Origin of the sequence: Paenibacillus herberti, assembly GCF_002233675.1 — a bacterium.
Lineage (GTDB): Bacteria > Bacillota > Bacilli > Paenibacillales > Paenibacillaceae > Paenibacillus_O > Paenibacillus_O herberti.
In genome coordinates, this window is record NZ_NMUQ01000002.1 from 389,077 (window position 1) to 412,993 (window position 23,917).

Sequence of the window (23,917 nt, forward strand, 5' to 3'; positions counted from 1 at the left end):
GCGCCCCAAAGCAAAAAAAGCCTCTGACTCAAATGGAGTCAGAGGCTTTTGCGGAATGAATTAAACGAGTGCTTCTTGTTTCAACAGGGAAGCCTTGTCCACGCGCTCCCAAGGCAAATCGATGTCTGTACGGCCGAAGTGGCCATAAGCAGCGGTTTGTCCATAAATCGGGCGACGCAAGTCCAGCATCTTAATAATGCCAGCCGGACGCAGGTCGAAGTTGGCATGGATAAGCTCAACGAGCTTCTCTTCCTCCACTTTACCTGTTCCATAGGTATCAACGCTGATGGAAACTGGGTTAGCAACACCGATGGCATAGGCAAGTTGAATCTCACATTTGTCAGCCAGGCCTGCAGCAACGATGTTCTTGGCTACGTAGCGTGCTGCGTAAGCCGCAGAACGGTCAACCTTCGTTGGATCCTTGCCGGAGAAAGCGCCGCCACCATGGCGAGCGTAACCGCCGTAGGTGTCAACGATGATTTTGCGGCCAGTTAGGCCAGCATCGCCTTGAGGTCCACCGATAACGAAGCGGCCCGTTGGATTGATGAAGTATTTAGTGTCGGAATCCAACCATTCAGCTGGAACAACCGGTGCAATAACATGCTCGCGAATATCCCTCTGGATCTGCTCCAGCGTTGCGCGCTCGTCATGCTGTGTCGAAACGACAATTGCATCAACACGTACTGGTTTGCCGTCAAGGTACTCAATAGTAACTTGAGTTTTGCCGTCCGGACGCAGGTAGTCGAGCGTACCGTCCTTGCGAACTTGAGCCAAGCGGCGAGCAATGCGATGAGACAGTGCGATTGGCAAAGGCATAAGCTCTGGCGTTTCGTTTGTCGCGAAACCGAACATCAAACCTTGGTCGCCTGCACCGATGTCTTCATTCTCTTGTTGCACGTCCTTGCCTTCACGAGTCTCGATCGCAGCGTTGACGCCTTGAGCGATGTCCGCAGACTGCTCGTTAAGCGAAGTCAACACGGCGCAAGTAGTGGAATCGAAGCCGTATTTGGCACGGGTATATCCAATTTCCTTGATGGTGCGGCGAGCAATAGCCGAAATATCGACATAATCAGCGCTGCTGCTAATCTCACCAATAACAAGCACGAGACCAGTAGCTACGGATACTTCACAGGCTACGCGGGCATAGGGATCCACTTCAAGGAAAGCGTCGAGAACTGCGTCAGAAATCTGGTCGCATATTTTATCGGGATGGCCTTCCGTTACGGATTCCGAAGTAAACAGGTGTCTTCCTTTAAGGGACAAGCTGATCGACCTCCTAGAACCATGGAATGAGAAAAGGATGATGTCTTAACAAAAAATCAACCTTTTCCCATTGGAAAAGGTCGGGTAGACAACTCTTCTAGGACACTATAATAGCGGAACTGTCGCATAGTGTCAATGGATAGGGGTCCTTGGCACTTCTTGGCTAATGTGCCTTTGGACGTTTTTGCGCCAATCAAGCTAACTGGTCTTAAACATCAGATGAGTGATGCTTTATCCGCTGTCTCAGCGGGTTAAAGCCCTTAGAGCCCCAGCATGGACTGCTCGGCCTTGGCTATGAGACGCTTCGTGATCTCCCCGCCGACCGATCCAGCTTGACGAGTAGCCAGCGAGGACCAGTGAATGCTTCCGTATCCAGAAGTAGGAGCTTGGGATCCTAGATCTCCAGCAAATTCTGTATCGAATTCACTTGACGTTGACGCGGAACACAGACCTAGTTCTGTAGCAACTTCGTATTTCATCTGATTGAGCATTTCTTTACAAGCGGGAACGACAATACGTTTGGACTTAGCCATGGAAGAGCACCTCCGGATATGATTAGTAAGGATGTGCTTATAGAATGCCGCTCCTCCCTGACCGTTAAGCGCATAACATATTGTCACTATGGGAAAATTATAACTACTTCGATTTCTCGATCGTTTTAATTTCGTATTCACCGCGCACCATGACCGTGAGGCCGCTCTTCATACCCTCTGCCGAACCAACGCCACGCCCGCCACGCGGGAACAGAATGAGATGGTTCTGAGGCACGCTGGAGCCGGATTTGATATCCACACCGGCCGTCACATCCGCGATTCCGTTGCTGTCCGGACTGTAAGCGACCGCTTTGCCTCCGCGCACGACAACCTCGGCTCCATCCGCTGCGATAAGCGTTTTGCCGATTGGCACATTAATTACTTTGATGCCGCTGTCAGCGGGTTCCGGGCTGTCTCCAGGGCTTGGTGCTGTCGACGGAGCTGTTGAAGGCTTAGGAGTTGCCGTGGCTGCTGGAGTACTTCCCGTGCCGCCTCCACCGTTTTTAAGCTCGGCAATCTTTTGATCTACATAACTTTTGGTTACGACAGGATCATCCACCGTACCGGGGACGCTGGACGGGGCATTCGTCGCCTCAGCAGCTGAGGCTTGGCCTCCTAGGCTGTTTGCAATAGTATCCCATTGCGTGCCCGTCCAAACTCCTGTCGCCAGTACCAAAGCTCCTACTGACCATTTCCAATGACGTTTTTTCATAGAATCTCCTTTCAGGAATAACTTAAAGAGGTTAATCTATCACTCTACTATAGTAAAAAATGGTTGTCTATTTTACGTCATCAATTGAAATTCTGTTGGAATGCTAGAAGCCGTACGGTTACCGTACGGCTTCTAGCATTCCATAAAGGTCCTATTAATTGTTAATCAGAAACCAGTTCATTTCTTTGGATGCGATCAGAATGGAAGAGTTCTGGAATACATCATAAACGTTAAGTTTGAACTTGCCATTCGTTCTTGTCTTTGACTGAATTTCTGGATCATTATACAGCATTTTCAACGGAATACTATCTCCTACTTTTAACACCTCATCCTGCGATCCTTGAACCGCCGATGCAATGTCGAAAGTTTTGGAGTAGGTAAGTTGATTTGTATCTTGATTTACAAATTCAATTTTAATCTTATGCGTGCCTGCAATCGCTTCGTATTGCTCATCACGCTTCAGACTGTACTCCGTCTCCAGCTTCAGTCCGGAAGCGGCATACATGTCCTTAACATCAAAGAACGCGCTCGTTTTGGTTAGTGAGAGCATGAACCCGCCAACCTTCAACTCTTTAAGCTCTTGCGAGGTTTTCTCGCTCGTTGATGCACCCAGCGCATAGGCAGCCGGTTTCGCAAGCACGGCTGGACTGCCTGTATTTCCGCCAGGTACAGTGCCTCCTTCTCCGTTGCCCTCTTCTTTCCCGCCATTACCAGGATTAGCAGGAGGAGTTGCTGGAGAACCGCCAATAGCTTGACCGATAACTAGCTTGAAGTCGGTGGAATCAAACGCTCGAGGAAGCTGAGCCCAAGCTGAGGTCAGAGCTTTACCGCCAGAGCTAATCCGATCCTTAAGCTCTGCGAATTGAACAGGAACAACGAGTCCATTCTTATCAATCAGGTAGCCACCTAACTGAGCCAGCACGGCTGCTCTTGCTTCCTTGTTGATCCCTTCAAATTCCGCATAGAAAGTTTGCGTACCAACACCTTGGTAAACGGCATTCCGATTCATCTTCATCGTTGCCTTCTGGCCAACACCAGAAATTTCGTATTCTGCAGCGTTTCCGATAGTCGGGATTTCTGAAAGCTGCTGCCCTGTAAATTGATAGAGAGTTTTGCCTGGCTTATCCGCAGCTGGCTCCGTGGCAACAAAAGCAATCTGAGAGATGGAAGTGCTATAAGGAATTTCTGCAGCAACTACGGCTTCGTAGGTCGCTCCTGGAGCAAGCGTAATCATCTTATCCAATCCGATGGCTTTTTGCTCCACGCCAACCTTAACGCCATTCACCATAAAGTAACCGCCCAGAGCAGGAACCTGCTTTGTTACGCCACTCGTATTTGTAATGCTCAAACTTGCGACAAGCGTATCCTGATTGACGCCTGGCATTCTAGTTACACCTTTTAACTGAATGCTGTAATCCTGGTAAGAGAAAGCTGAGCCAAGTCCGCCTTCGAGAGAAGCGGTCTGGATAGCATAAGATGCAATAACATAAGATTTTTCTTTTTCTGTTGCCTGAGATTTTACGACAAGTTGAGCTCCGCTCACATTGGCATCTCCGGGTATGTTTCCAGTCAGGTTTAGAGTTTTCGCTATACCGGGAAGCAGAGAGGCATTTTCCTCTTTGGTATAGGTCAGGCTATAACTCTTACCCGCTGCTGTCACAAGGAAGAAATCAAAGCCAGCTGCAGCTGCAGCAGATCCATTATTAGTTAAGGAGAAGTCGATCGCGATAGACTGTCCATCTGAACCTTGATTCAGAAAAGCTTGTCCTGCTTTAGTCGTAATCGGCTGTCCATCCATATAGATTGTTTTTGGTTGCCCAGCCGAAGAAGGCGGCTGGATCTTCAGCGTCGGTAGTTTGAAAACGCCCGCCGGGAGTTTCACTTTGCTTGCCTCGTCATTCAGTGAGGCAACAAGCGATAACGGCTTGCCAGTAATAACAGCCGGGATGGTAGAGCGAAGTGTAATAATTTTGCGTTCGCGCGGTTGAATAGTCGCACCTTCCAAACCGGGAACAGACACATTGTAGACGGAGAGACCATCCGTTTGGATATTAAAACTCATTTTGGAAAGGTCTATTACCTGTTGGCCCACATTCTCTAAAAGGTAATTAATCGTTACATATCCATTGTCCTTATCTTTCGATATGTAAGCTTGCTTGACGGCCCCTTTCAGCTTTCCGCTGCCAAAGAGCATGACTCCTGGTTGGAATGCAGCAACAGAAACGCTTCCTTTGGATGGATAAGAAATAGTTCCAAGACGCTTTTCATAGCTTGCCGAGGAAAAGTCCCATTTGATGACGTCAAAAGATAGATCTGTCAGTCCAGTAGCGGAATCTACAACAGAATAATAAGTTATGTACTGACTTGTATTAGCCGGTACAGACGTTTTTTCTTTGTCACCCTCAATAACTGTTGCTTTGAAGGTTTTGCCTGACTTTGACTTAACTCGAATCCAGTAGTCCATCAGATCCATGGATTTGGAGCTATTATTGGTGATCATAACCGTGTAAGCAAGTACTTTGCCTTTGTCCTGCATAAGGAAACTCGCGTTCCGAATACTCAAACTACCACCACCAGGCAGTGCCACCGCTTGCCCAGACAATGTGCTCGACTTCGCTGCGGACACTTGATCAGCGGGTAAACCAGCAAAACCTCCACCAAGCAGCAAGCCTGCTGCTGTAATTGTTGCTATGCCTGTCTTCAACCAGTTCTGTCTCACTCACATACCTCCTGTTTCCATATACATCTTAGACGCGAACTGAAGGTCGTTTGTTTCTCTCATACACCAATATATTCTACTTTTTATTATAAGTTTTGTTTCAAAGGACATAGAAAAAGAGCAAGCAGGATCCCCTGCTTGCTCTTTTTTATTCGTGAAACGGATTAGCCGATTTCTACCGTAATCGTACCGGATACATTGTTGCTCGATACGAAAGTGATAACAGCCGTTCCTTTTTTACCTGCAACTGGTGCCAGTACGCCATCTTGGTTTACTGTTACAACAGTTGGTGCGGAGGAGTAGAAGTAACCACCCTCGCTAGAAATAACTACACCATATTGATCTTTAACTGTAGGAACGATCGTGTTACCTTTGCGTTCCAGTTCAACCGATTTGGATACAGGAGCATCCTCGGAAACAGTTACTTCTTGCGTAGCAACTGCTGCGTTACCAACATAAGCCGTTACCGTAGATTTACCATTTTTGAGGCCAGTCAACTTATCGTTAGCTTCTACTTTCAGAACCGTAGGATCGGTGCTTGTTACATTTGATGGAGTTTTATTTTCCAGAGCAACTGTAACACCAGAAGAAGTTTTACCAGTCAGTTCCACCGACTTGGAGTAAACACCTGCAGTTTTAGCAGCATATGCCGTTGAGATGTTATTGATCGTGAAGGATTTTACATCCGCGGAATCAACAACGTCAACAGAGAAGGTGTAAACTTCAGCGCTACCAGACTTAATCGTTACAGTAGCAGAACCGGATTTGCCGTTAGCGGCTTTCAAAGCTCCAGTTGCTGTGTTGTAAGTCAGAAGATCTGCTTCGCTTTGGTTGGAGAGCTCAACCGTGTAAGTTGCGCTTGCAGCCGTAGCGGTTTTCGTGCGACCGTAGCTATCAACGAGGACAATGTTGTCGCCGCCCAAAGTTACCGAAGCATTATCTTCCAAAGTAGTAACAACGTCTTTAATTCCGTTAACACCTACGATTGTAGCTGCCTTTTGAATGGTTACGTTTTGCGTGGAAGGAGCGGAAGTGCTCGTTTTGCCACGTGCTACGATGTAAGAGAAGCCTTCTTGCGTGAACTTCAGAACCAGCTCGCCCTTAGCGTTAACTTTAGGGTAGCCATCAGCCAGGTAGTTAGCAGAGAAGTCCAGTTGGCTCAGATCAAGAGCTGTACCTTTGATTTCGCCGCCGAACGTATCCGTAGCTACAAACGGGAATACTACTTCTTCGCCTGCTACTACAATAGAGCTAGCGGAGCCGAGTTGGAAGTCTTTCACTACAGCGGAACCAGCAACGTTAATGATGATGGTTTTGGAGATTCCAGCACTTGGGTTGCTGATCGTCAGCGTCGTGGATCCAGCAGCTTTAGCTGTGAATTTCAGAACGCCTTTGCTGTCAACTGTGATTTTCTCAACAACACGGTTGTCGCTGTTGTAGAAGAACAGACCATCTTTGTCTTTGTAGTTGACGTATACGTTGGAAGCAACTCCTGCTTTGAAGTCGATGTCGCCAGCCGTCAGGTTAATCGTTTGGCCGTTAGCATCCTTCAGTGTAAGCGGAAGAATCAGTCCAGTTTCACCAGCGGAGATACGAGCTTTACCAGCCAGCGGTTGAACATCGCCAAGCTCCAGAACTGTAGCCGTGGATCCTGTTACAACAGTCAGCGTTTTGGAAATACTCAGACCGGAAGCTGGTGCAACAGCCGTTACAGCGATTTTATCACCAGCGTTTGCGCCAGCAGCTTTCAGGCTTACTTTACCACCGGAAACCGTAACCGATTTAGTTGGTTGAGTGCTGTTGAAAGCTTGGATATAAGTGCTGTTCGTAGTCGTTACATCTTCACCGAATTGGTTCAAGACTTTAACGCCAAGGTCAACATTGTCAGCCAGTTGAATAGCTGGGGACGTGATGTCGATTTTAGCAGCTACGCTTGCAGCAACTTTAAGGGAGAACGGAGTGTCCGTACCTTTAACAGCCAGCGTGTAGTCGCCTACAGGCAGGTAAACTGCGGACAGAGCAACGGATTTGTTGTCGTCAGCGAATTTAGCTGTTACAGGGAAAGTGGACAGGTTGGATTTCAGCGTGAAGCCGCCATCCATGTATGTTTTTTCAGTAGCTGTCAGAGCGCGGTTAAATTTAACCGTGATCACTTTGCCGCCGGATTGTGCAGCTTCAACAGCTTTAACCGTTTGAAGCGTTACTTTAACTTCGTAGGATTTACCTTGGTAGGAAACAGTAACCGTAGTTTCTTTACCGGCTTCCAGAGGAGTCGTCAGAGCTTGCTTCACGACTTGGTTGTCGGAGAAAGTAACTTCGATGTTGCTAGCGTCGACAGCAACAGCGGATTTAACGGATACAGCTGCATCGGACAGGCCGTAAGCAGCTTCTACTACTTGACCGCGGGTAGCAGCCACTTTGTAGGAAGCAGCTTGGTCGATCAGACCAGCTTCGATAGCTGCTGCTACGTAGCCTTTAGCCCATGCGCTTACAGCGCCGGAAACAGCTGCATCAGCTTTAGGTTGCAGGCCTGCTGCGATAACGAGAGTTTTCGCAACTTGCTCAACCGTCAGGGATTGGGAAGGACCGAACAGGTTGTTGCCAAGGCCGTTCAGGTAGCCAGCTTTTGTGCCAGCGCCGATGAAGCTTTTAGCCCAATGTTTAGCCGCTACGTCTTTGTAGTTAGCTGCTGCTGCGTCAGGCGTAAGGCCGTTCAGCAGAACCAGTACTTTAGAGAACTCAGCGCGCGTGATGTTTTTAGTAAGACCTGCAGTGCCGTCCGGGTAACCCGTCAGAACACCTGCTTGTTTCAGAGCGTCGAATTTCTGTTGTGTTGTCAGTTCAGCCGCGAATGCGGAGCTAGCGAATACGGAAGTTACGAGTGCGCCTGTAACAACCAGGGATATACTTTTTTTCATAACCTTTTTGTCTCCTCCTCTAACTTGCTTAAATATATGAGAGTGTTCGGTGAAACTATGAGTGCTCTTTGTACTCATCTGTTGTGTCACCCCCTTCCCAGAGTGTGGGAGCAGTATAATATAGAAAGATGTCTGCTTCATGCTGATAGACACGTGTAAAAACATGCCGCAGAAACTTGTAAAATCAAGTAGAAAAAAATGGAAACCTGTCAAACCACTAAACCATTATACAATGGCCTAATAGAGGCAGTAAAGAGAAAGATGAGAATATGTTCCATTTCCATTAGAGAAATCGGAACAAGGGGGTTTAGCGTCTCCAGTCAATCGGTGAGCACTGCTTTTTCCCGTTCCTGTGTGACTCCAGTTATTTAAACGCAGGGGAATCGGAAAAGTTGCGAAACACTGAAAAAAAATTCTGTTTTTCTTTCATGATGTTTTTCTATGTATGTCCTATACCCACTCATAGTCCTAGTATAACTTGGATAACCGGACTTCGTCGACTCGAAACTTTTTCCAAATCCCGCTTTTTGTCGAAACGAAATTTTCGCCTTAATTTAATAGAAGAGTCTGCCGAGGAGACCTCTTTGCAGACTCTTTCTACTATTATAATAGTAATCGTTTAGTTGATTTTCGGCAGACGTTTAAGTCCAACGAGTACTTTCCCGAGAATAATGCCGGAGTCCGAGCGAAGCAGATTGGCTCTAGGCTCGAACACAAAACCATTCTTTGGGTTCTGGCTGTCTACAGGGGAACCTTGAATATAACCCTTTTGATAAATGGCGAGCACCGACGCACGAGCGTAGTAATCGATCTGACTATAGTCCTTGAAGGCTTTCTGCAGCGCCTTCTCAATTTTGGCCGGGTCAGTCTCCAACTTGAGCTTAAGCGCACGTGCCAAGATGACTGCGGCGTCCTCGCGAGTGAGGTTGCTTGTCGGCTCGAAGGTCTTAGGAGCCTTGCCGCGGATATAACCTTCATTGAAGGCTGATTCAATATAACGATAATCCCATAGGGCTGTACTCTCGACGCCAACATCGTTGAACAGACGCTTGGACGGGTCTGAGTTGTAGTTAAGCGGTACGGCCAATGCCTTGACCATCATTGTGGCGAATTCACCACGCGAAGTAAACAGGTTGGCTCCGAACTCATCGATTCCAGCTGCGTTCATGAAGCCCTTGGCATACATCGCTTCCAGATAGTTGCGCGCATAAGGATGCGAAGTGATGTCCAGGTAGGAATACTTCAGTTGCCCAACCACATAGTAACCGAACTCCGAGAACGGTACGGTAACTGTATTTTTCTTGGTGTCCACAGTGCCACCGATATTCACCCATTCCGGCTTTTTCGGATCAAAGCGGAACACCGAAATGAACGTACCGTTCGCATCCACAATGTTTGGATCATAGGACAGGGTCAGCTTGCCCTCTTTGGATGCCATCAGCTCCCGATTGACTGGACGATCCACATAGGATGGCAAATCAGCTGTTGGATACTGATACGGATCAATACCGTATTTGAGTGGGTCATTCACACTTTCTGTCTGAGGATTATCAGCCATACCTGCATCAATCCAGAACACTTTGCCAGCCTTGTTGAAATTGGTTGAGAATGTGCTTTCAAACATGTTGCCGAGGCTGTCCAAAATCAGATCGAAGTTCGCCGGTGGTACCTCGAATTCATGGCGATCAACGACACCATCCGTCGGGTTGGCGATGCCGAATAACAGACGATGACCGGTAAACACCTGATTTTTCAGCTTTTCTGGTGTGTTGTAGTCGCGTCGAATCAACGTTGTCGACTTAGGGAACGTCAACTGTAGCTGACCCTCAAACAGCTTGTGAGAGCTCTTCATCTCTTCCATGTAACCCGCTCCCGGAATGTTAGTCGGGGCATAGGTAACCGAAATCGTATCGGTGATAGAGTCGTTCTCATTGGCAATGATGAACTTCAGCTTGTTTTCACCGGCTTTCAAGCCGCTGATAACAACGCGGTAAGCGGTCGTATAGTCGATGGTGCCGTCATTGTCCGCATCATAGGCGATTTTCTCGCCGTTCAGCTTGTTGACTGTAACCGTTTTGGCGCTTGGAGCGTCGATGACGATTTCCACAAAGTTCTGGTTCACGATGCGCTTGCTGTTCAAAGGACGAAGAATTTTGTATGGAAGAGCCGTAGGATCGACTTCTAGACGGTAGCTGGCACGCGCGCCGGCTTCGCCATTATTGTAGACGTAGAAATTAAATACGCTGGATGTGCCGTCTTTACTCAAGTATTGATTCGTCAGTACCCAAGAGAAGGTCTGGGTTTTGACATCATAGGTTACGGTTAACTTCGGTACCCGCTCGCCTTGTTTAGCGATGGGATCGATGGTGATCCCAGAATTCAGCACTCCGATCGATTGCTGCTCCTTCGGCAGGCCGCTGTCGATAACCCGCAATTCCTTGCTCAAGTTCCAGATAATCGGCTTAGACAGATTGCTGCCTTCGATTTTGAGGATGAAATCATTTTTAGTAATCGTGCTTCCTGTTGCGTTAAGCGTAGTATTCGCTTCAGAGAGGCTTGTTCCAAGGTCAATGAAGTCAAAGGTACCATGAAGGTTCATGTAAGGCTCTTTGGTCGTGAATACGCTCCCTTGTTTAGGGAAGTTCGGGTCGTTGCTGAGCGGAGCCGGCAAGTCGCTTGTATACGGATAAATGCTGTCTGCGGCAACCGGAATGACAGGCAGATTGACCTGGTTCAGGAAAATCGTGATGGAATTCTCGTAGTTGTTTTTGCTGCCTTTGTAAACGAATTTCAAATTGAAGGCGCCTGCCGATTCCATGATGGCTTTGGCTGCGGCAATACCAGCATCAGTTGCGACGAAAGAATTTACAGCTCCACCTTTAGTAGGATTGGGATCAGCTTTGATACCGATCGGCGTGTTATTGATATAGAAAAACATCGTTTGCGGCTTGCCGGTATCGTGAGTATACCGAATATCGGACAGATCGTTCAAATTGGTCAGCGTAGCTGCAAAATTTTTGAGCGTATCGGAAATGATGGTATCCAGCTTGCCGGGCTTTGTAGAATCGTAATCAATTTTCAACGTATCATAGATGCTGTCATACTTCAGGAACGGCCCGAACAGCATATTGAACGTAACCGATCCCTTCTGGCTACCATAATTGAACGTTACTGTTTGTGTACCTTCATACGGAAGCTTATTGAAAACAAGCACCTTACGCACAAGCGTTTTGTTGACACCGTTCACCGTACGTGTCACCGTAGTGGTGCTCACTGTTGAAGCGGGCTGATTCGTAGCCGTGTAGGTTGTCTTGTTGCCATTGATGTCCTGGATATTGTCAACCGTCAACTCCGGCGCTGTATCGGTAGTGTTGCCGACCAGCACCTCGACTGCGAGCGGAGTGTCATAAATATTGACTCCAGCCAGGGGTTTGCTAGCAATATTCAGGTCACTGGTACCTTTGTAGCCTGGAATATAATTGATCTCGCTAATAAATGGCGCTGTAGAGTTGCGCAACGTAAACTTGAGGTTGTACACACCTTGAGACTCGTTGTCGACCGTATTCGGCGCTTCCAGTGTCATAAAGTAGTCTTTGTCGTAGCTGTAGCCGCCGGTCTTGATCTTATCAAGCTTGATATCCACTTTGTAGATGTAAAACGGATCTTCGGGATTATAAGCGCTGCCGGTTACCGTCGGAATCGCATCGAATGGAGCCGCAGCCACGCCATCAAGCTTAGGCGTAATTGCAATCGGCTGAGATGGATTCGGGTTGGGCACCGTCGCCCCGTTTACAACCTTTTTGTTGTTTGGAACAATAACCGTACCCGTAACGCTCAGATCGGATGGAGTACCCGCTTTGGAAGTCGAGAAATTCGGCGAGTATTCCAGAGCGGCACTGCTCGTAATAGCGCTGCCTGTCAATTCGTTGATGTTGAGATCATAAAACGTGACCTCTCCATTGTAGAAAGCAACCTCTCGGGTCGTTTCGATTGTCTGATTGTTGTTAGTCACTTTAATGGTAACAAGGTTTTTACCCTTTTTTACCGTCAACGGCGAGAGAGTGAACTCGTAGTTGTTCGTCGCAGACACGTTGTAGCTGCGGCTCGAGCCGTTTACTTCGATCGATACCTTTTCCGCATTCGGCGCGTTACCGGTAATGGCGATATCGGCAGAAGTTCTGCCGCGTGATGCGCCGGATGATACAACCGTTGTAGCGTTCTCTTTCATCGGGAAGGTGCTGCCATCGAGGCGAGCGGCCAAGTTATAAAAGACAGGACCGTCATGGTACATAATATAAATAGAGGTGGAAACCTCTGCACCGCCTTGCAGCCCTTTAAACGTAATGCGGTTCAAACCGGAATAGAGCTGAATGTTGTTTGCATTCAGGTTGAAGCCAGTCAAGAAGACGCCGCCTTTGACATCCTCGGTTTTGGAACCGATCTGATCGTCTTCCGGCTCGTCAGATTTGTTGTTGTTCACAATCTGCAAAACGCTGTAAGTGATGCTGGAAGGATCGATGTTGCTCACGGAACCTTCAATGTTGACACGCCCGCTTGTTGTCGTACGCGGCTGCTGGGAGCTGCTGGTCTCCTTCGGGAACGTAAAATAACCTGTTGCTGCGGCATCGGCCGTCTGAGCCGGGAACACCGGCAACAGCTGGGCCACAAGGGCCAGCATCAGGAACATGGCGCTGAGTCGTTTGAACACGGTAAGCCTCCTCCATACTCTTTCAGTGGTATTTGTGTAGGATATTTATCGGAATGTGGCTGGAAAATTGTTAGGAGTTCGCCGGATTTACGATAACTTCTAGATAAGATGAAGATAACGAGCAAGATGTTTTCCACGTTCATTGGTGATGCTCATGTGTGATAGGAATTGTATTTTTTTCAAAAAAAATAAGCCTGTCCCTTTCGCGAGAAAGGACAGGCTTGTTTACTTTGATGGAATTGAATTATTTGCCGCGCTGTTCCTCTGGCTTAAGCCGCATGCGCGACAGCAAGCTGAGCAACGGACGTTTGGATTTGTCTACGATGCCGATCAACTCGGCGCCAATCTGCATGAAGAACACCATGAGACTGATAACGACGAACGTCACCCAGTTGGCCGCTTGAGACTGTACAAAGACGGACTGTACAATCGCAGCCAAACCGAAGAATGCAGCTACTCCGTAGATGATCAGCACTGTTTTGCGATGGCTGAAGCCAAGCTCGCGCAGACAGTGATGAAGATGGCCCTTATCTGGGGCAAAAATCGGCCGTTTGTTGACCCAACGACGGATGATGGCGAAGAATGTATCCGCGATCGGCACGCCGATAATGAGCAGCGGAGTAATTAGGGAGACGACCGTAACCTGCTTGAAGCCGATCATCGACAGCGTCGCCAGCATGAAGCCGAGGAACAGCGAGCCGGAGTCTCCCATGAAAATTTTGGCCGGATGGAAGTTGAATGTCAAGAACCCGAGAATGCCACCTAGCAGCAAGCAGCTCATCAGAATGATCGGCTCAAATCCGAGGAAGAAAGCCATGATCAAGATTGTTGTAATCGCAATGCCCGACACACCAGCTGCAAGTCCATCCAAACCGTCGATGAGGTTGATGGCATTAGTCACGCCGACGATCCAGAAAATCGTCAGCGGAATGCTGATCCAGCCTGAAATTTCCTGCATGCTTTGTCCGAACGGAATGTTCAGCAGGTCGATCTTCACATCAAAGCCGAATACGACAACACACGCCGCGATAAGCTGGAACAACAGCTTCACCTTGGCCGACAGCTCAAAGCGGTCATCCAGGGCGCCGGTAAGCACGATGATCGTTCCGCCGGCCAGCATAGCGCGAATCAGGTTGCGGTCATAGGCGCTGAGCAGACCGTCCGGTATGAAAGGCAAGATCAGAAAAAATGATCCGATAAAAGCCAAGTAAATGGCCAGACCGCCCAGACGCGGCATGATGCGGGTATGCACTTTGCGGGCATTCGGCTTATCCATGGCGCCGACCTTGATGGCAAAGCGCTTGACGAGCGGCGTCAGCACCAATGCCAAGACAAGTGCAACGACAAAGCCTATGATATAGGTAAATGTGGCATTCACTGGTATTCAACTCCCTTTTGTTCAACGGAATGAATTATAACTCGTACGAAAAAGAAACACCAACCCCAATTTTCGGTCATTTCACAGCAAATACCGCTGAATTAACGAGGTTCGTAGGGTTTTGTGACCTTTTCCTTGTCCCGAATCACTTTTAAAGCGAATTGCGGCAGTACGAGCATTCTCCGGAACCGGGAGGGCTGCTGAAGCAGCCGATAAAACCATTCCAGCCGGAGCTTCTGCATGAAAATGGGCGCTCTTTTGAGCCTTCCGGCGATGATGTCGAAGCTGCCTCCTACTCCCATGATCAGCGGCACTCCAAGCTCTTGCTTGTAGCGCGTGATCCAAGGCTCCTGCGTTGTTGCCGAACGGGCGACGAACAGCATATGCGGACGAGCCGCGCGAATGCGGGCGATGACTTCTGGGTCTTCTTTTTCCCCAAAAAAGCCGTGATGTGTTCCTGCGATGCGAGTTCCGGGATATTGAGCCTGCAGCTTAGCTGCCGCCTCATCGATAACCTCTTGCGACGTTCCCAGCAAGTAAGCCGACCAGCCTCTCTCCTCGCCTTCGAGGAAAAGACGATGCAGCAAGTCAAAGCCAGGTACGCGTTCCTTGACCGGATAACCAATATGGCCAGCTGCCCAGACAACGCCAGCACCATCCGGCACGACCAGATCGGCTTCGCGGAGCATACGATGGAAACCGGCATCCTCCAGCCCCATCATGACCATAATCGGATTGGCGGTAATAATTTGGGATGGGCGCTTCGCTTCAATTACATTCGTTAGATATTCCATCGTTTCGTCCATGCTCATGCGTGAGAAAGGGACGCCATAAATGGAAACCTTGGGAACGTTGCGACCTTCCAACCATTCAGTCGCGGTTGTAGCCTCTTCCATCGCATCGGCTAAAGCGATTGCTTCGGGCGCTGCTTCAAAAGTTGTTTCGGCGTCCCAGTTTAGTTCAGGATCCGAAACCGCTAAGGCAGTGTCCGTTGATGCGGCTGATTTTTCATGTATGCTGCCCGCCTCAGATTTGGACGGGCCCTTGGAGTCATTATAAGTCGACATGGGTCGAACCCTCACCTCTTCGCTCTTTGACGCAGATGCTGAATGATATGTTGCGCAGGCTCACGAGCTTCGCTCTGCAGCCGGTCGATCAACGTTGCTTTGGATGCGCGCCAGGTTTCGGCGCCGCTCAGTAGCCGCTCTGCGGCGTCGGCAAAGGCCGAGACGTCCATAGCCTCGGTCGTCGCCACAGGGGCTTCCTGCAGCCGGGCGAGGAACTGATCGATCTTGGGATCGTAACTGATCCCAAGCATCGGTACCCGCTGCCCAGCGGCGTATATGAGCGCGTGTAGGCGCATGCCCACAAGCAGATCACAGCGGCTGACCTCCAGGAGCATTGCCTGGGGATCGTCGCCTGGGGCGGCGAGCTCGGCGCTGCTGCCGGCGCCTAGCTTCCCGAGCCGTTCCATCACTTCGCGGGATGCTTCTGCATCCCCGGGTGTATGGAACGGCAGGAAGCGCAGGCGCACGGGCCGTCGCCGCGCGAGCTCCGCCAGCGCCTCGGCGGCGCGGGCCAGGTCGGCCCCATCCTTGCGCCATCGGCGCAAGGAGACGCCGACCACCGGCGCCTCGCCGCCGGCGGCTGCGGCGGAGCCGCCTCCGGCAGCGCTAGGCGCCGCTGCCGCATCGCCTGCCGTTGCCCCGTGCATAGCCGGGGGCAACGGCAGGCCCATGACCGGATCGGGCACAACGCCGATCCGATCAAGCGGCACGCCCATCCGCCCGAGAAGCGCGGCGGATTCGGCGTCCCGCACCGACACGTATGCGCTTCGCGTCATAACGTGTCGGATCAAACCATCCATGCGCCGGTTAAGCACCGGACCGACGCCTTGCGCATAAATGAACGTCGGCTTACCCAGCAGCTGCGCCAGCTTGAGGACGCCGGCATAATAGGGAATCGTTTTGCCGCCGGTTACGTCCTGCAGCAGACTGCCGCCGCCGCTGATGAGGCCGTCACTGCTTGCGATTGCGCGCAGCAGCCCCATCGGCTGCATGCGGCCTGCCGCTTTGACGCCATACATGGACTCCGTCCAGGCCGGATCGCCAGACAGCACGACCGGCTCAATCTTAACGCCTTGAGCACGGCCCTCTTCTTCCAGCGCAAGCAGGATCGACTTAAGCACCGCCTCATCGCCGCTGTTGTGGAAGCCATAATAACCGGAGATGACGATGCGGAAGCTTCGGCTCGATTCGGTTCCAGCATCTCTTCCCACTCTCACCGGCGAATCAGCTCCCTCTTCACTTCCACGGCTACCCTGCGCATGCCCTGTTGGCTCAGCGCTCGCTCCGCCAGCTGCCCCGATCCCTTCCATACCGCTGTCCAGCTCATTCTGCCTACTCTTGTCAGCCATGGACAGCCGCCTTTCCTTTTTTGCAAAACTTCCGGAACAGCGCTTCGCCGATCTGCCAGATTGCGATCAAAGCCAGCCCGATAATGGTGCCCAGGCCAAGGCCGAGCAGCACGCGGATCAGGGACACCAGCATCGGAGTATGGATATGGGTAAATGTACCCACGATCGACAGCTGCCCCATCGCTCCTATAACAAGCAATACCCACGCAGCGCGGTATCGAAGCGCAAGGAACAATCCTAGTAGCATAAGCGGATGTGCAAGCAAAAATTCCTTGGTTCGCGGTCGAACGCCGAAGGTGGATTCCAATATGTTACGGAACACCAGTTCAAACGCCGGGGCTGTGCCGCTATTGCCAGTACGCGACAAGTAGTACAGACCGACTACGCCGATGACACCAGCCGCCGCTACCCACAAAATTGTGATTTGCAATCCCAGTACCCGTCTCAGGCTTGTCCACACCGAACCGCCAGTAAACAGGAACAGATAGATTGCAGTCAGTCCCATCGGAGCAAGCGCCAACAGGTTCACTCCGCGGAACTGCTGCAACACAAGGCTGTACGTTATGCTGTTCAGCAATCCGATGACGATTGGTACGGCAAGCAGCGAGATCAGCGTTGCAAATGCGAACATCACCAGTGCCATTGATAAACGACGGCCGGCCGACAAGCCATGGAAAATCCAACGGCTGCCTGGCTGTCCAAGACCTCCGAGCATCCCGCTCCAAGGTGATACCTGGAAGGTTGCATCTGCGCCCTGAGCGATGAGAGTGCCGTTGCGGCTCCATTCACCGCCTACTGATCGGCGAGGACCGTCAGTATGGGCATAAATCCGGTTGATGGCCCAAATCATCGCCAGCGTTGGAGCTGAGATGGAGGCGCCGAGTGCAAGCGCCTGCTCCATAAGCGAGCTATTCAGCACGTACAGGCCAGCACTGCCGACCAAGCCGAGCAAGAATACCGGAATCGTAAGGACGCCGAAAAATGCACCAATCATAAGTGCAATCAAGCCCACCGCTCCGACCGCGGCAACAGCTTTCAGGGCTTTATGCCATCCCGGCTGCGTCCGCTCAAAAGCTTCCGCCTTGCCGTTCGGGAAGCCAGCGCGATCCAGCTTCTCCACCGCTCCGTCCGTGCCCGCGAGGGAGGTATACAAATTGTCCAGCGGATTCGTAATCATGCCCTTATCCAGATTCGCGGATGGACCCGCATTCAGATAAAACATGCGAATGTTGCGGTCCTTCGCCGCCAGCAGGAAGCGGTCCGAGATGACATCAGGCTTCAGCGCAGCGGCATCCTTATCCGACAAGGAATAAAGCCGCGCTACATTATAATGTGTTTTAAAGGCAAGCGTATTCAGACCTAGCTGAGGCTTTTTCAAATTTTCAATGGAAGCTAGGCCGATACCGTACTTATTCAGCAGCTCCGCAAAGCCATCCAAGCTGCGAAGATTCGCCTGCTCGTTGAACCCTTTTACCGCCTCGCCATCAAACAGAATACGTGTGACACCGAGCTCCTTAAACCAAGCGAGCATCGTATCCGTCTCCTGCTGGTCATATGCAATACGATCAGACAACCGCGGCACCAGTTGGAAACCAGCTTGGTTAAGCTGCTCCAGCGCCATTGGGTCAGGGTTCATTGTTTTCAATACCGCATCCGGCAAAGGTGTCTCAATGATCAAGCCCTGCTTTCCCTTAAGCGTCCAGGCGCGTACCGGAATTCCCGCATCGTTCTCGAAGCGTTCACGGATGATTGGCTCATATACTTGCTTCTCCCGAGTTCCCTCAAACAGCACATAGGTGTAGTTTTGGTCCGCCGGAACCGGCATACCCTGCAAGAGTGCTGCCTCGGCCTCGTCGTAAAGGCTCAGACGGCCTGCTGTCTCCAGCTCGTCCAGGCGGCTTTCAAACACAGACATCGCACCAATACCCGCAGCTTTCATTTTCTCCAGCTCGGCTCGGATGAACTCGGCAGGCTTCGCCTGATAGGAAGCGACTAGCACAAGATCGGAATAATCGAATACAAACTCCACCTGCTTGGAGGTTTTCTCCATTTGCCATCGGTTCGCCGCGATCGGGATCGATGCGATGACGCCGACTAACACGAGAGCCCATAACAATCTGCGGGCCACCCGGTTCCATTGCTGCCATTTCAACACTTTATTCACTCGCTCCCTTAACTGCTCGTACTAATGCCGCACAGGGCGGGGCACCCTCGCGCTCCCGCCCTGCAACTGTTACTTATATCGGATAATCGAGATAATTCCTTGAAGTGTGTGAGGTTAGGCCAAGCTGTCAACACGCTGCATAACGGATGAGCGCAACGACTCTAATGCAGCTTCTGCCTTATCCTGCGAATCACTGCGTACCGCGAAGTACACCTTGATTTTCGGCTCTGTACCAGATGGACGAAGCGTGAACCAAGAGCCATCCTCCAGCAAATATTTGAGTACGTTCTCCTTCGGAAGCCCGTCCAGGCCAAGACTGTAATCCAGCACTTCCGCCACTTTCACGCCAGCTGCCTCTTGTGGAGGAGTCGACCGGAAGTTGTCCATGATCGCACCGATCTTCTGCACGCCATCCAGTCCTTTGAGTGTACGGGATTCCAGTCCTTCCAGATAAGCGCCGTACTGTGCATACAGCTCAAGAAGCACATCATACAGCGTTTTGCCCTGGTGTTTGTAGAAAGCGGCGGCTTCTGCGATGAGCATCGCGGCCACGACCGCGTCCTTATCCCGGGCGTATGTACCGGTCAGGTAACCATAGCTTTCCTCATAACCAAAAAGGAATGTATGTGATCCGGATTTCTCAAACTCGGTCATTTTCTCACCGATGTATTTGAAGCCTGTCAGCGTGTCGATAACTTCCGCTCCGTGCGCCTTTGCGATGTCCGCGCCCATCTCGCTTGTCACAATCGTTTTGATAACAACGCCATTGGCCGGAAGCTGACCACGCTCCTTGAGCTGACTCAATACGTAGTTCACCATGATTGCGCCGGATTGGTTGCCGCTAAGCACGACATACTCGCCCTTGTTGTTCTTGACTACTGCACCCATGCGATCCGCGTCGGGGTCCGTACCGATAATCAGATCGGCGCCTTGCTCCTGTGCCTGGCGAATCGCCAGCGTGAATGCTTCGCGCTCTTCTGGATTCGGGCTTTTGACGGTGCTGAAGTAGCCATCCGGCTGCTCTTGCTCCGCCACAACAGATACATTGGAGATGCCAATTTCCTTCAATACATCGCGTACGGGATGATTGCCAGTGCCGTGCAGCGGTGTGAAAATAACGTTGAGATCTGCGCCTGCGCCCTGCTTCAGCAGATCACTATTGAGGCTTTGGGCTGCGACCGTCTCGACAAACTCGCGATCTTCCTTGTCGCCAAGCCAGACTAACAGACCTTGCGCTTCGGCATCCTCGCGGCTAATCCGCTTGATCTCGCTGAAGCTAGCAACCTTCTGAATGGCCGCAATCGCTTGCTCCGCCTCATGAGGCACAAGCTGGCAACCCTCTGGTCCGTAAGCTTTATAACCGTTATATTCCGGTGGATTATGGCTTGCCGTGATGACAACGCCACCGCTTGCTCCAAGTTCGCGAACCGCAAAGCTGAGCTGCGGCGTTGGGCGAAGCGATGGGAATAGATACGTTTTGATGCCGTTACCGGCCAGAACAAGCGCCGCCTCCAGCGTGAACTCAGGAGAGTTGTTGCGGGAGTCATGGGCAATGACGACGGATGGCTTATCGTTTTGAGCTAAAAGCCAATTTCCCAGCCCTTGCGTCGCTTTACCGACGGTGTAGGCATTGAGACGGTTCGTACCGGCGCCCATGACGCCGCGCAGGCCACCTGTACCGAACTCCAAATCGCGATAAAAACGATCGGTAATTTCTTTTTCATCGCCGGCAATGCTGCGTAGTTCAGCTTTAGTCGCCTCGTCGATTAGCGGATCATTCAACCAAGCTTGGTAGCGTTCAGACGCGATTTCGGTTACGGACATCAGTCGATCTCTCCCTTGTCTCTTTATAACGTCCGCAGGTAATCTTTTCCCGCTAAGACGAGTTGGCTTTCCAGATGGTTTTAATGGTTTATTTTGCGTCTGTAAGAGCGAACATGATGACGCCTTCGGCTACAACTTTGCCGTCCACGCTGGCCGTGGCCTTACCCTTGCCGATGATGCCTTTAAGGCGGATAATTTCTACCTCGAGCCGCAGCGTATCGCCCGGAACAACTTGTCCCCGGAAACGGAATTCATCGATACCGGCAAGCATGCCGATTTTGCCACGATTTGCATCCAATTTGAGGATTGCCACCGCGCCAACTTGAGCCAGCGCCTCGGTGATCAACACACCCGGCATGACCGGGAAGCCAGGGAAATGTCCGGCGAAGAAGGGCTCGTTCATCGATACATTTTTGATACCGACGGCACGTACGCCCTCCTCTACCTCAAGAATTCGGTCTACCAGCAGAAAGGGCTGGCGATGTGGGATAACTTCCATGATTTCATTAATATTCATCAATTTAATACTCCTCCCAGAGGGAAAATGAACTTCTTCTGATGAACCCGGCACTCCATCCGCATGGAAAGCGGCTGCCTGGGTTACACTATGGCTGTCCCCCGCGAGCCTGCAGGTCGCGAGGGTTGAGATAAGGGGCAGACTCATGCGGACCGAAGATCCGCGGGGCCTGTCCCTTTTGTCGTTGCGGCCTAGCCGCCTAAGCGGATGATAAGCAGCAATTGCGGCCCTCCAGGTATCGCTCTATTTTCACAGCTGGGCGACCCAATCAACAATGCCTGCAAGCCTGTTTTCCCTGCCGCAAGGCCTATGTATACCTCCGTTATTATACCTCCCGATAGGCAAAAAAAAAACCGCCACACTTCCTATTTTCCAAGCTTTCCCTACAATTTTCGCATCGAGATGCCGTTAATGACTATATTCCGACCAGGTAATGGCCTAATCTAACCAATTTTCGCCATCCTGGCACCTACCCTATCTCGATGAAAAAGGAGTGTCTCTGTTGTCCCAACGCGTTACACCGCGCAGCCGCACATTGCTGTCACTGCTGCTGTCGGCCGTGCTGGCCCTATCTCTGCTGGTTCCTGCGGCGCATGCTGAAGATGTCGTTTCCTCTGTCACGCTCGATTCCGGCTCCAGCCTGTCCCTCGCTTATGGGGATGACCCTCATTCCCTCGTGTTGTGGGCCTCATATTCCGGTTCTTCTGCCAAAAAAGACGTCACTACGCTTGCTACTTGGACAACAACTCTCTCCTCTGTGCTCAAGGTAACCAATGGTGTGCTGACGCCGGTTGCTGCAGGTAAAGCGACAATTACCGGCAAATACAATGGTTATTCCGCAAGCGTCGTGGTCACGGTCACTTACCCGTACAGCAAGCTGCAGCTTCAGAACGCCACCGGCGAAATCGTGCCATCTACGCTGAAAGCAGCGGTCGGCGATGAACTGAACTTTACCGCTCATGGCTTCAAGGAAACTCAGTCGACCGATCTTACGGACGTGGCGGACTGGACGAGCTCCGACGCTTCCGTCGCCAAGGTGACAGACGGTAAGATCGAAATTATTGCCGCAGGTAAAACGACGATCAAAGCCGCCTACCGCGGCGTATCGGTCACTACAGTCTTAACTGCAGAATCACCTTACAAATCACTTACTCTCTCGGAAACCACCCTGGTCCAACTCGAAACCGGTGGGGCAACAACCAGCCTCAGCGTAACCGCTGAGCCGATCAATGGCGGAACGCCGATCGATGTCACCGACAAAGTCGAATGGAGCAGCTCATCTGCAACAATCGTCAAAGCCGATAAAAAAGGCGTGATCACACCTGTTGGCCCAGGCATGGCGACGATTACCGCTTCGCTGTACGGAGTCACTAGCTCCGTCAAGGTAGTCGTCCGCCAACCCTACGAGGTGCTGAAGCTTACTCCGTCGGCCGAGCTGCATCTACTGCTGTCCAACACGCCTGTGCAGCTCGGCGCCTCGATTCCGAGCGCTTCCGGCAGCTCTCAGGATGTAACCTCCCAAGCTACATGGACGACCTCAGAAATATACGTAGCTACAGCTGACGGCGGTCTTGTTACGCCGAAGGCGCCAGGAACTTCTACGATTAAGGCCGAGTACAAGGGCGTTAGCCGTTCGCTCAATGTAACCGTGTATCCAACGGCCGTGAGCATCAAGGCCGAAGAAGAAAAACTGACCGCCATCCTCGATGAGACGAAGTCGCTGCCAGTCGTGACCGCTGTTGGGCTCGACGAAGCGGAATTCAACGTAACCAAGCTCGTGGACTGGAGCTCCAGCAGCTCGGATGTGCTTGAGATTAAAGACGGCAAATGGATCGCCAAAAAAGCCGGCAGCACCGTGCTGAAGGCTTCCTTAAACAATTTGTCCGTAGAGATTCCTTTTGAAGTAAATGCCAAACCACTTGCACTGCTGTCCGACAAAAAGAGCGTCTCGCTCATTATTGGTAAGGAAACAGCATTACCGACTCTGACCGTAACTTACACAAACGGAGTCGAAGAGGATGTCACCACCAAGGCGGAATGGAAAGCGGCGGGTACCAATTTGCTCGTGCTCGATACGACAATGCGCGGACTAGCCCCATCCAAGACAACTCTTACCGCAACCTTCCTTGGCAAAACCATTACCATCCCGGTAACGATTGAAGAGGAAATCATCAAGCTGACGGTTGATTCAGCTTCCCTGACGCTGAACCCAACCCGCAGCAAGTCAGTTAAAGTAACCGGCACGTACAAAAGCGGCACCGCCGTCACACTCACCACTCGCATGGAGTGGAGCGTAGACAATGAGGACATTGCCAGCGTGCGCAGCGGCTCGATCAAGGCGCTGAAGCTGGGTACCGCTAAAATTACCGGAACTTACCAAGGTAAATCCGTTACCGTCTCTCTCGCCGTGAAGCCAAAGCTGAAAAGCCTCGTGCTGTCGGAAAGAAGCTTGAAGCTCGCACCTGGAGCCGAAGCTCAGCTGAAGTTGAAAGCTTATTACGACAACGGAACTTTCGTCGAGGTGACTGTTACTTCCGTCTGGTCATCCAGCCGTGAAGGCGTAGCCTCTGTCACGCAATCAGGCACCGTAACCGCAACAGCCAAAGGTACCGCCACGATTAAGGCCGTATTCGAAGGCAAATCGGTTACCGCACGTGTAACCGTGAAGTAAACTGTTAGACAGCTGCGACAAACGATAAGCGACTCGTGATAGAGCTGAAAGGCTCCTTCACGGATCGGCAGGCGAGCGCTGGTAGAAAAGCGAT

Annotated in this window: 13 protein-coding genes; 1 reads left to right on the plus strand and 12 read right to left on the minus strand. The window is 51.1% G+C overall.

Annotation, left to right across the window (positions count from 1 at the left end):
• Positions 1 to 60 precede the first annotated feature (60 nt).
• The 12 genes from metK to fabZ form a co-directional block, all read right to left on the minus strand.
• Entirely contained in the window at positions 61 to 1,263 is a 1,203-nt protein-coding gene (gene metK / locus CGZ75_RS14290; protein WP_089524965.1) for a methionine adenosyltransferase, read from the minus strand.
• Positions 1,264 to 1,523: 260 nt separating this feature from the next.
• Positions 1,524 to 1,796: an alpha/beta-type small acid-soluble spore protein gene (locus tag CGZ75_RS14295; RefSeq protein WP_089524966.1), complete on the minus strand. Its 273-nt coding sequence runs from the start codon at positions 1,794 to 1,796 to the stop codon at positions 1,524 to 1,526.
• A 103-nt stretch (positions 1,797 to 1,899) separates the two neighbouring features.
• Positions 1,900 to 2,508, minus strand: a complete 609-nt coding sequence (locus CGZ75_RS14300) for a hypothetical protein (RefSeq protein ID WP_089524967.1) — start codon at positions 2,506 to 2,508, stop codon at positions 1,900 to 1,902.
• A gap of 154 nt (positions 2,509 to 2,662) precedes the next feature.
• Positions 2,663 to 5,227, minus strand: coding sequence for a hypothetical protein (locus CGZ75_RS14305; RefSeq protein ID WP_089524968.1), 2,565 nt, complete (start codon positions 5,225 to 5,227; stop codon positions 2,663 to 2,665).
• A 164-nt stretch (positions 5,228 to 5,391) separates the two neighbouring features.
• The gene (locus tag CGZ75_RS14310; protein WP_176444844.1) at positions 5,392 to 8,145 is read right to left on the minus strand and encodes an S-layer homology domain-containing protein; all 2,754 of its coding nucleotides are present in this window, start codon (positions 8,143 to 8,145) and stop codon (positions 5,392 to 5,394) included.
• A gap of 619 nt (positions 8,146 to 8,764) precedes the next feature.
• Positions 8,765 to 12,853: an S-layer homology domain-containing protein gene (locus tag CGZ75_RS14315; RefSeq protein WP_089524970.1), complete on the minus strand. Its 4,089-nt coding sequence runs from the start codon at positions 12,851 to 12,853 to the stop codon at positions 8,765 to 8,767.
• A 244-nt stretch (positions 12,854 to 13,097) separates the two neighbouring features.
• Entirely contained in the window at positions 13,098 to 14,231 is a 1,134-nt protein-coding gene (locus CGZ75_RS14320; RefSeq protein WP_245850866.1) for an MraY family glycosyltransferase, read from the minus strand.
• A 101-nt stretch (positions 14,232 to 14,332) separates the two neighbouring features.
• Positions 14,333 to 15,127 carry a WecB/TagA/CpsF family glycosyltransferase gene (locus tag CGZ75_RS14325; RefSeq protein WP_089525894.1) on the minus strand — a complete coding sequence of 265 codons (795 nt, stop codon included), beginning with the start codon at positions 15,125 to 15,127 and terminating at the stop codon, positions 14,333 to 14,335.
• Positions 15,128 to 15,309: 182 nt separating this feature from the next.
• Positions 15,310 to 16,647 carry a polysaccharide pyruvyl transferase CsaB gene (gene csaB / locus CGZ75_RS14330; RefSeq protein WP_245850867.1) on the minus strand — a complete coding sequence of 446 codons (1,338 nt, stop codon included), beginning with the start codon at positions 16,645 to 16,647 and terminating at the stop codon, positions 15,310 to 15,312.
• Positions 16,640 to 18,802 (minus strand): DUF5693 family protein, encoded by a 2,163-nt coding sequence (locus tag CGZ75_RS14335; protein ID WP_089524971.1) that lies wholly within the window; start codon positions 18,800 to 18,802, stop codon positions 16,640 to 16,642. The genes csaB and CGZ75_RS14335 overlap by 8 nt, the downstream gene beginning before the upstream one ends.
• Before the next feature lie 123 nt (positions 18,803 to 18,925).
• Positions 18,926 to 20,635: a phospho-sugar mutase gene (locus CGZ75_RS14340; protein ID WP_089524972.1), complete on the minus strand. Its 1,710-nt coding sequence runs from the start codon at positions 20,633 to 20,635 to the stop codon at positions 18,926 to 18,928.
• Between the two features lie 88 nt (positions 20,636 to 20,723).
• Positions 20,724 to 21,155 (minus strand): 3-hydroxyacyl-ACP dehydratase FabZ, encoded by a 432-nt coding sequence (fabZ, locus tag CGZ75_RS14345; RefSeq protein ID WP_089524973.1) that lies wholly within the window; start codon positions 21,153 to 21,155, stop codon positions 20,724 to 20,726.
• A gap of 499 nt (positions 21,156 to 21,654) precedes the next feature.
• On the opposite strand from fabZ, the gene CGZ75_RS14350 reads away from it, so the two are divergent.
• Positions 21,655 to 23,823: an Ig-like domain-containing protein gene (locus CGZ75_RS14350; RefSeq protein WP_089524974.1), complete on the plus strand. Its 2,169-nt coding sequence runs from the start codon at positions 21,655 to 21,657 to the stop codon at positions 23,821 to 23,823.
• Positions 23,824 to 23,917 lie beyond the last annotated feature (94 nt).

Coding starts and splice junctions, on each gene's coding strand:
- CGZ75_RS14295 (WP_089524966.1), bottom strand. CDS start 1,796: ATGGCTAAGTCCAAACGTATTGTCGTTCCCGCTTGTAAAGAAATGCTC.
- CGZ75_RS14300 (WP_089524967.1), bottom strand. CDS start 2,508: ATGAAAAAACGTCATTGGAAATGGTCAGTAGGAGCTTTGGTACTGGCG.
- CGZ75_RS14310 (WP_176444844.1), bottom strand. CDS start 8,145: ATGAAAAAAAGTATATCCCTGGTTGTTACAGGCGCACTCGTAACTTCC.
- CGZ75_RS14325 (WP_089525894.1), bottom strand. CDS start 15,127: ATGGAAGAGGCTACAACCGCGACTGAATGGTTGGAAGGTCGCAACGTT.
- csaB (WP_245850867.1), bottom strand. CDS start 16,647: ATGGCTGACAAGAGTAGGCAGAATGAGCTGGACAGCGGTATGGAAGGG.
- CGZ75_RS14340 (WP_089524972.1), bottom strand. CDS start 20,635: ATGTCCGTAACCGAAATCGCGTCTGAACGCTACCAAGCTTGGTTGAAT.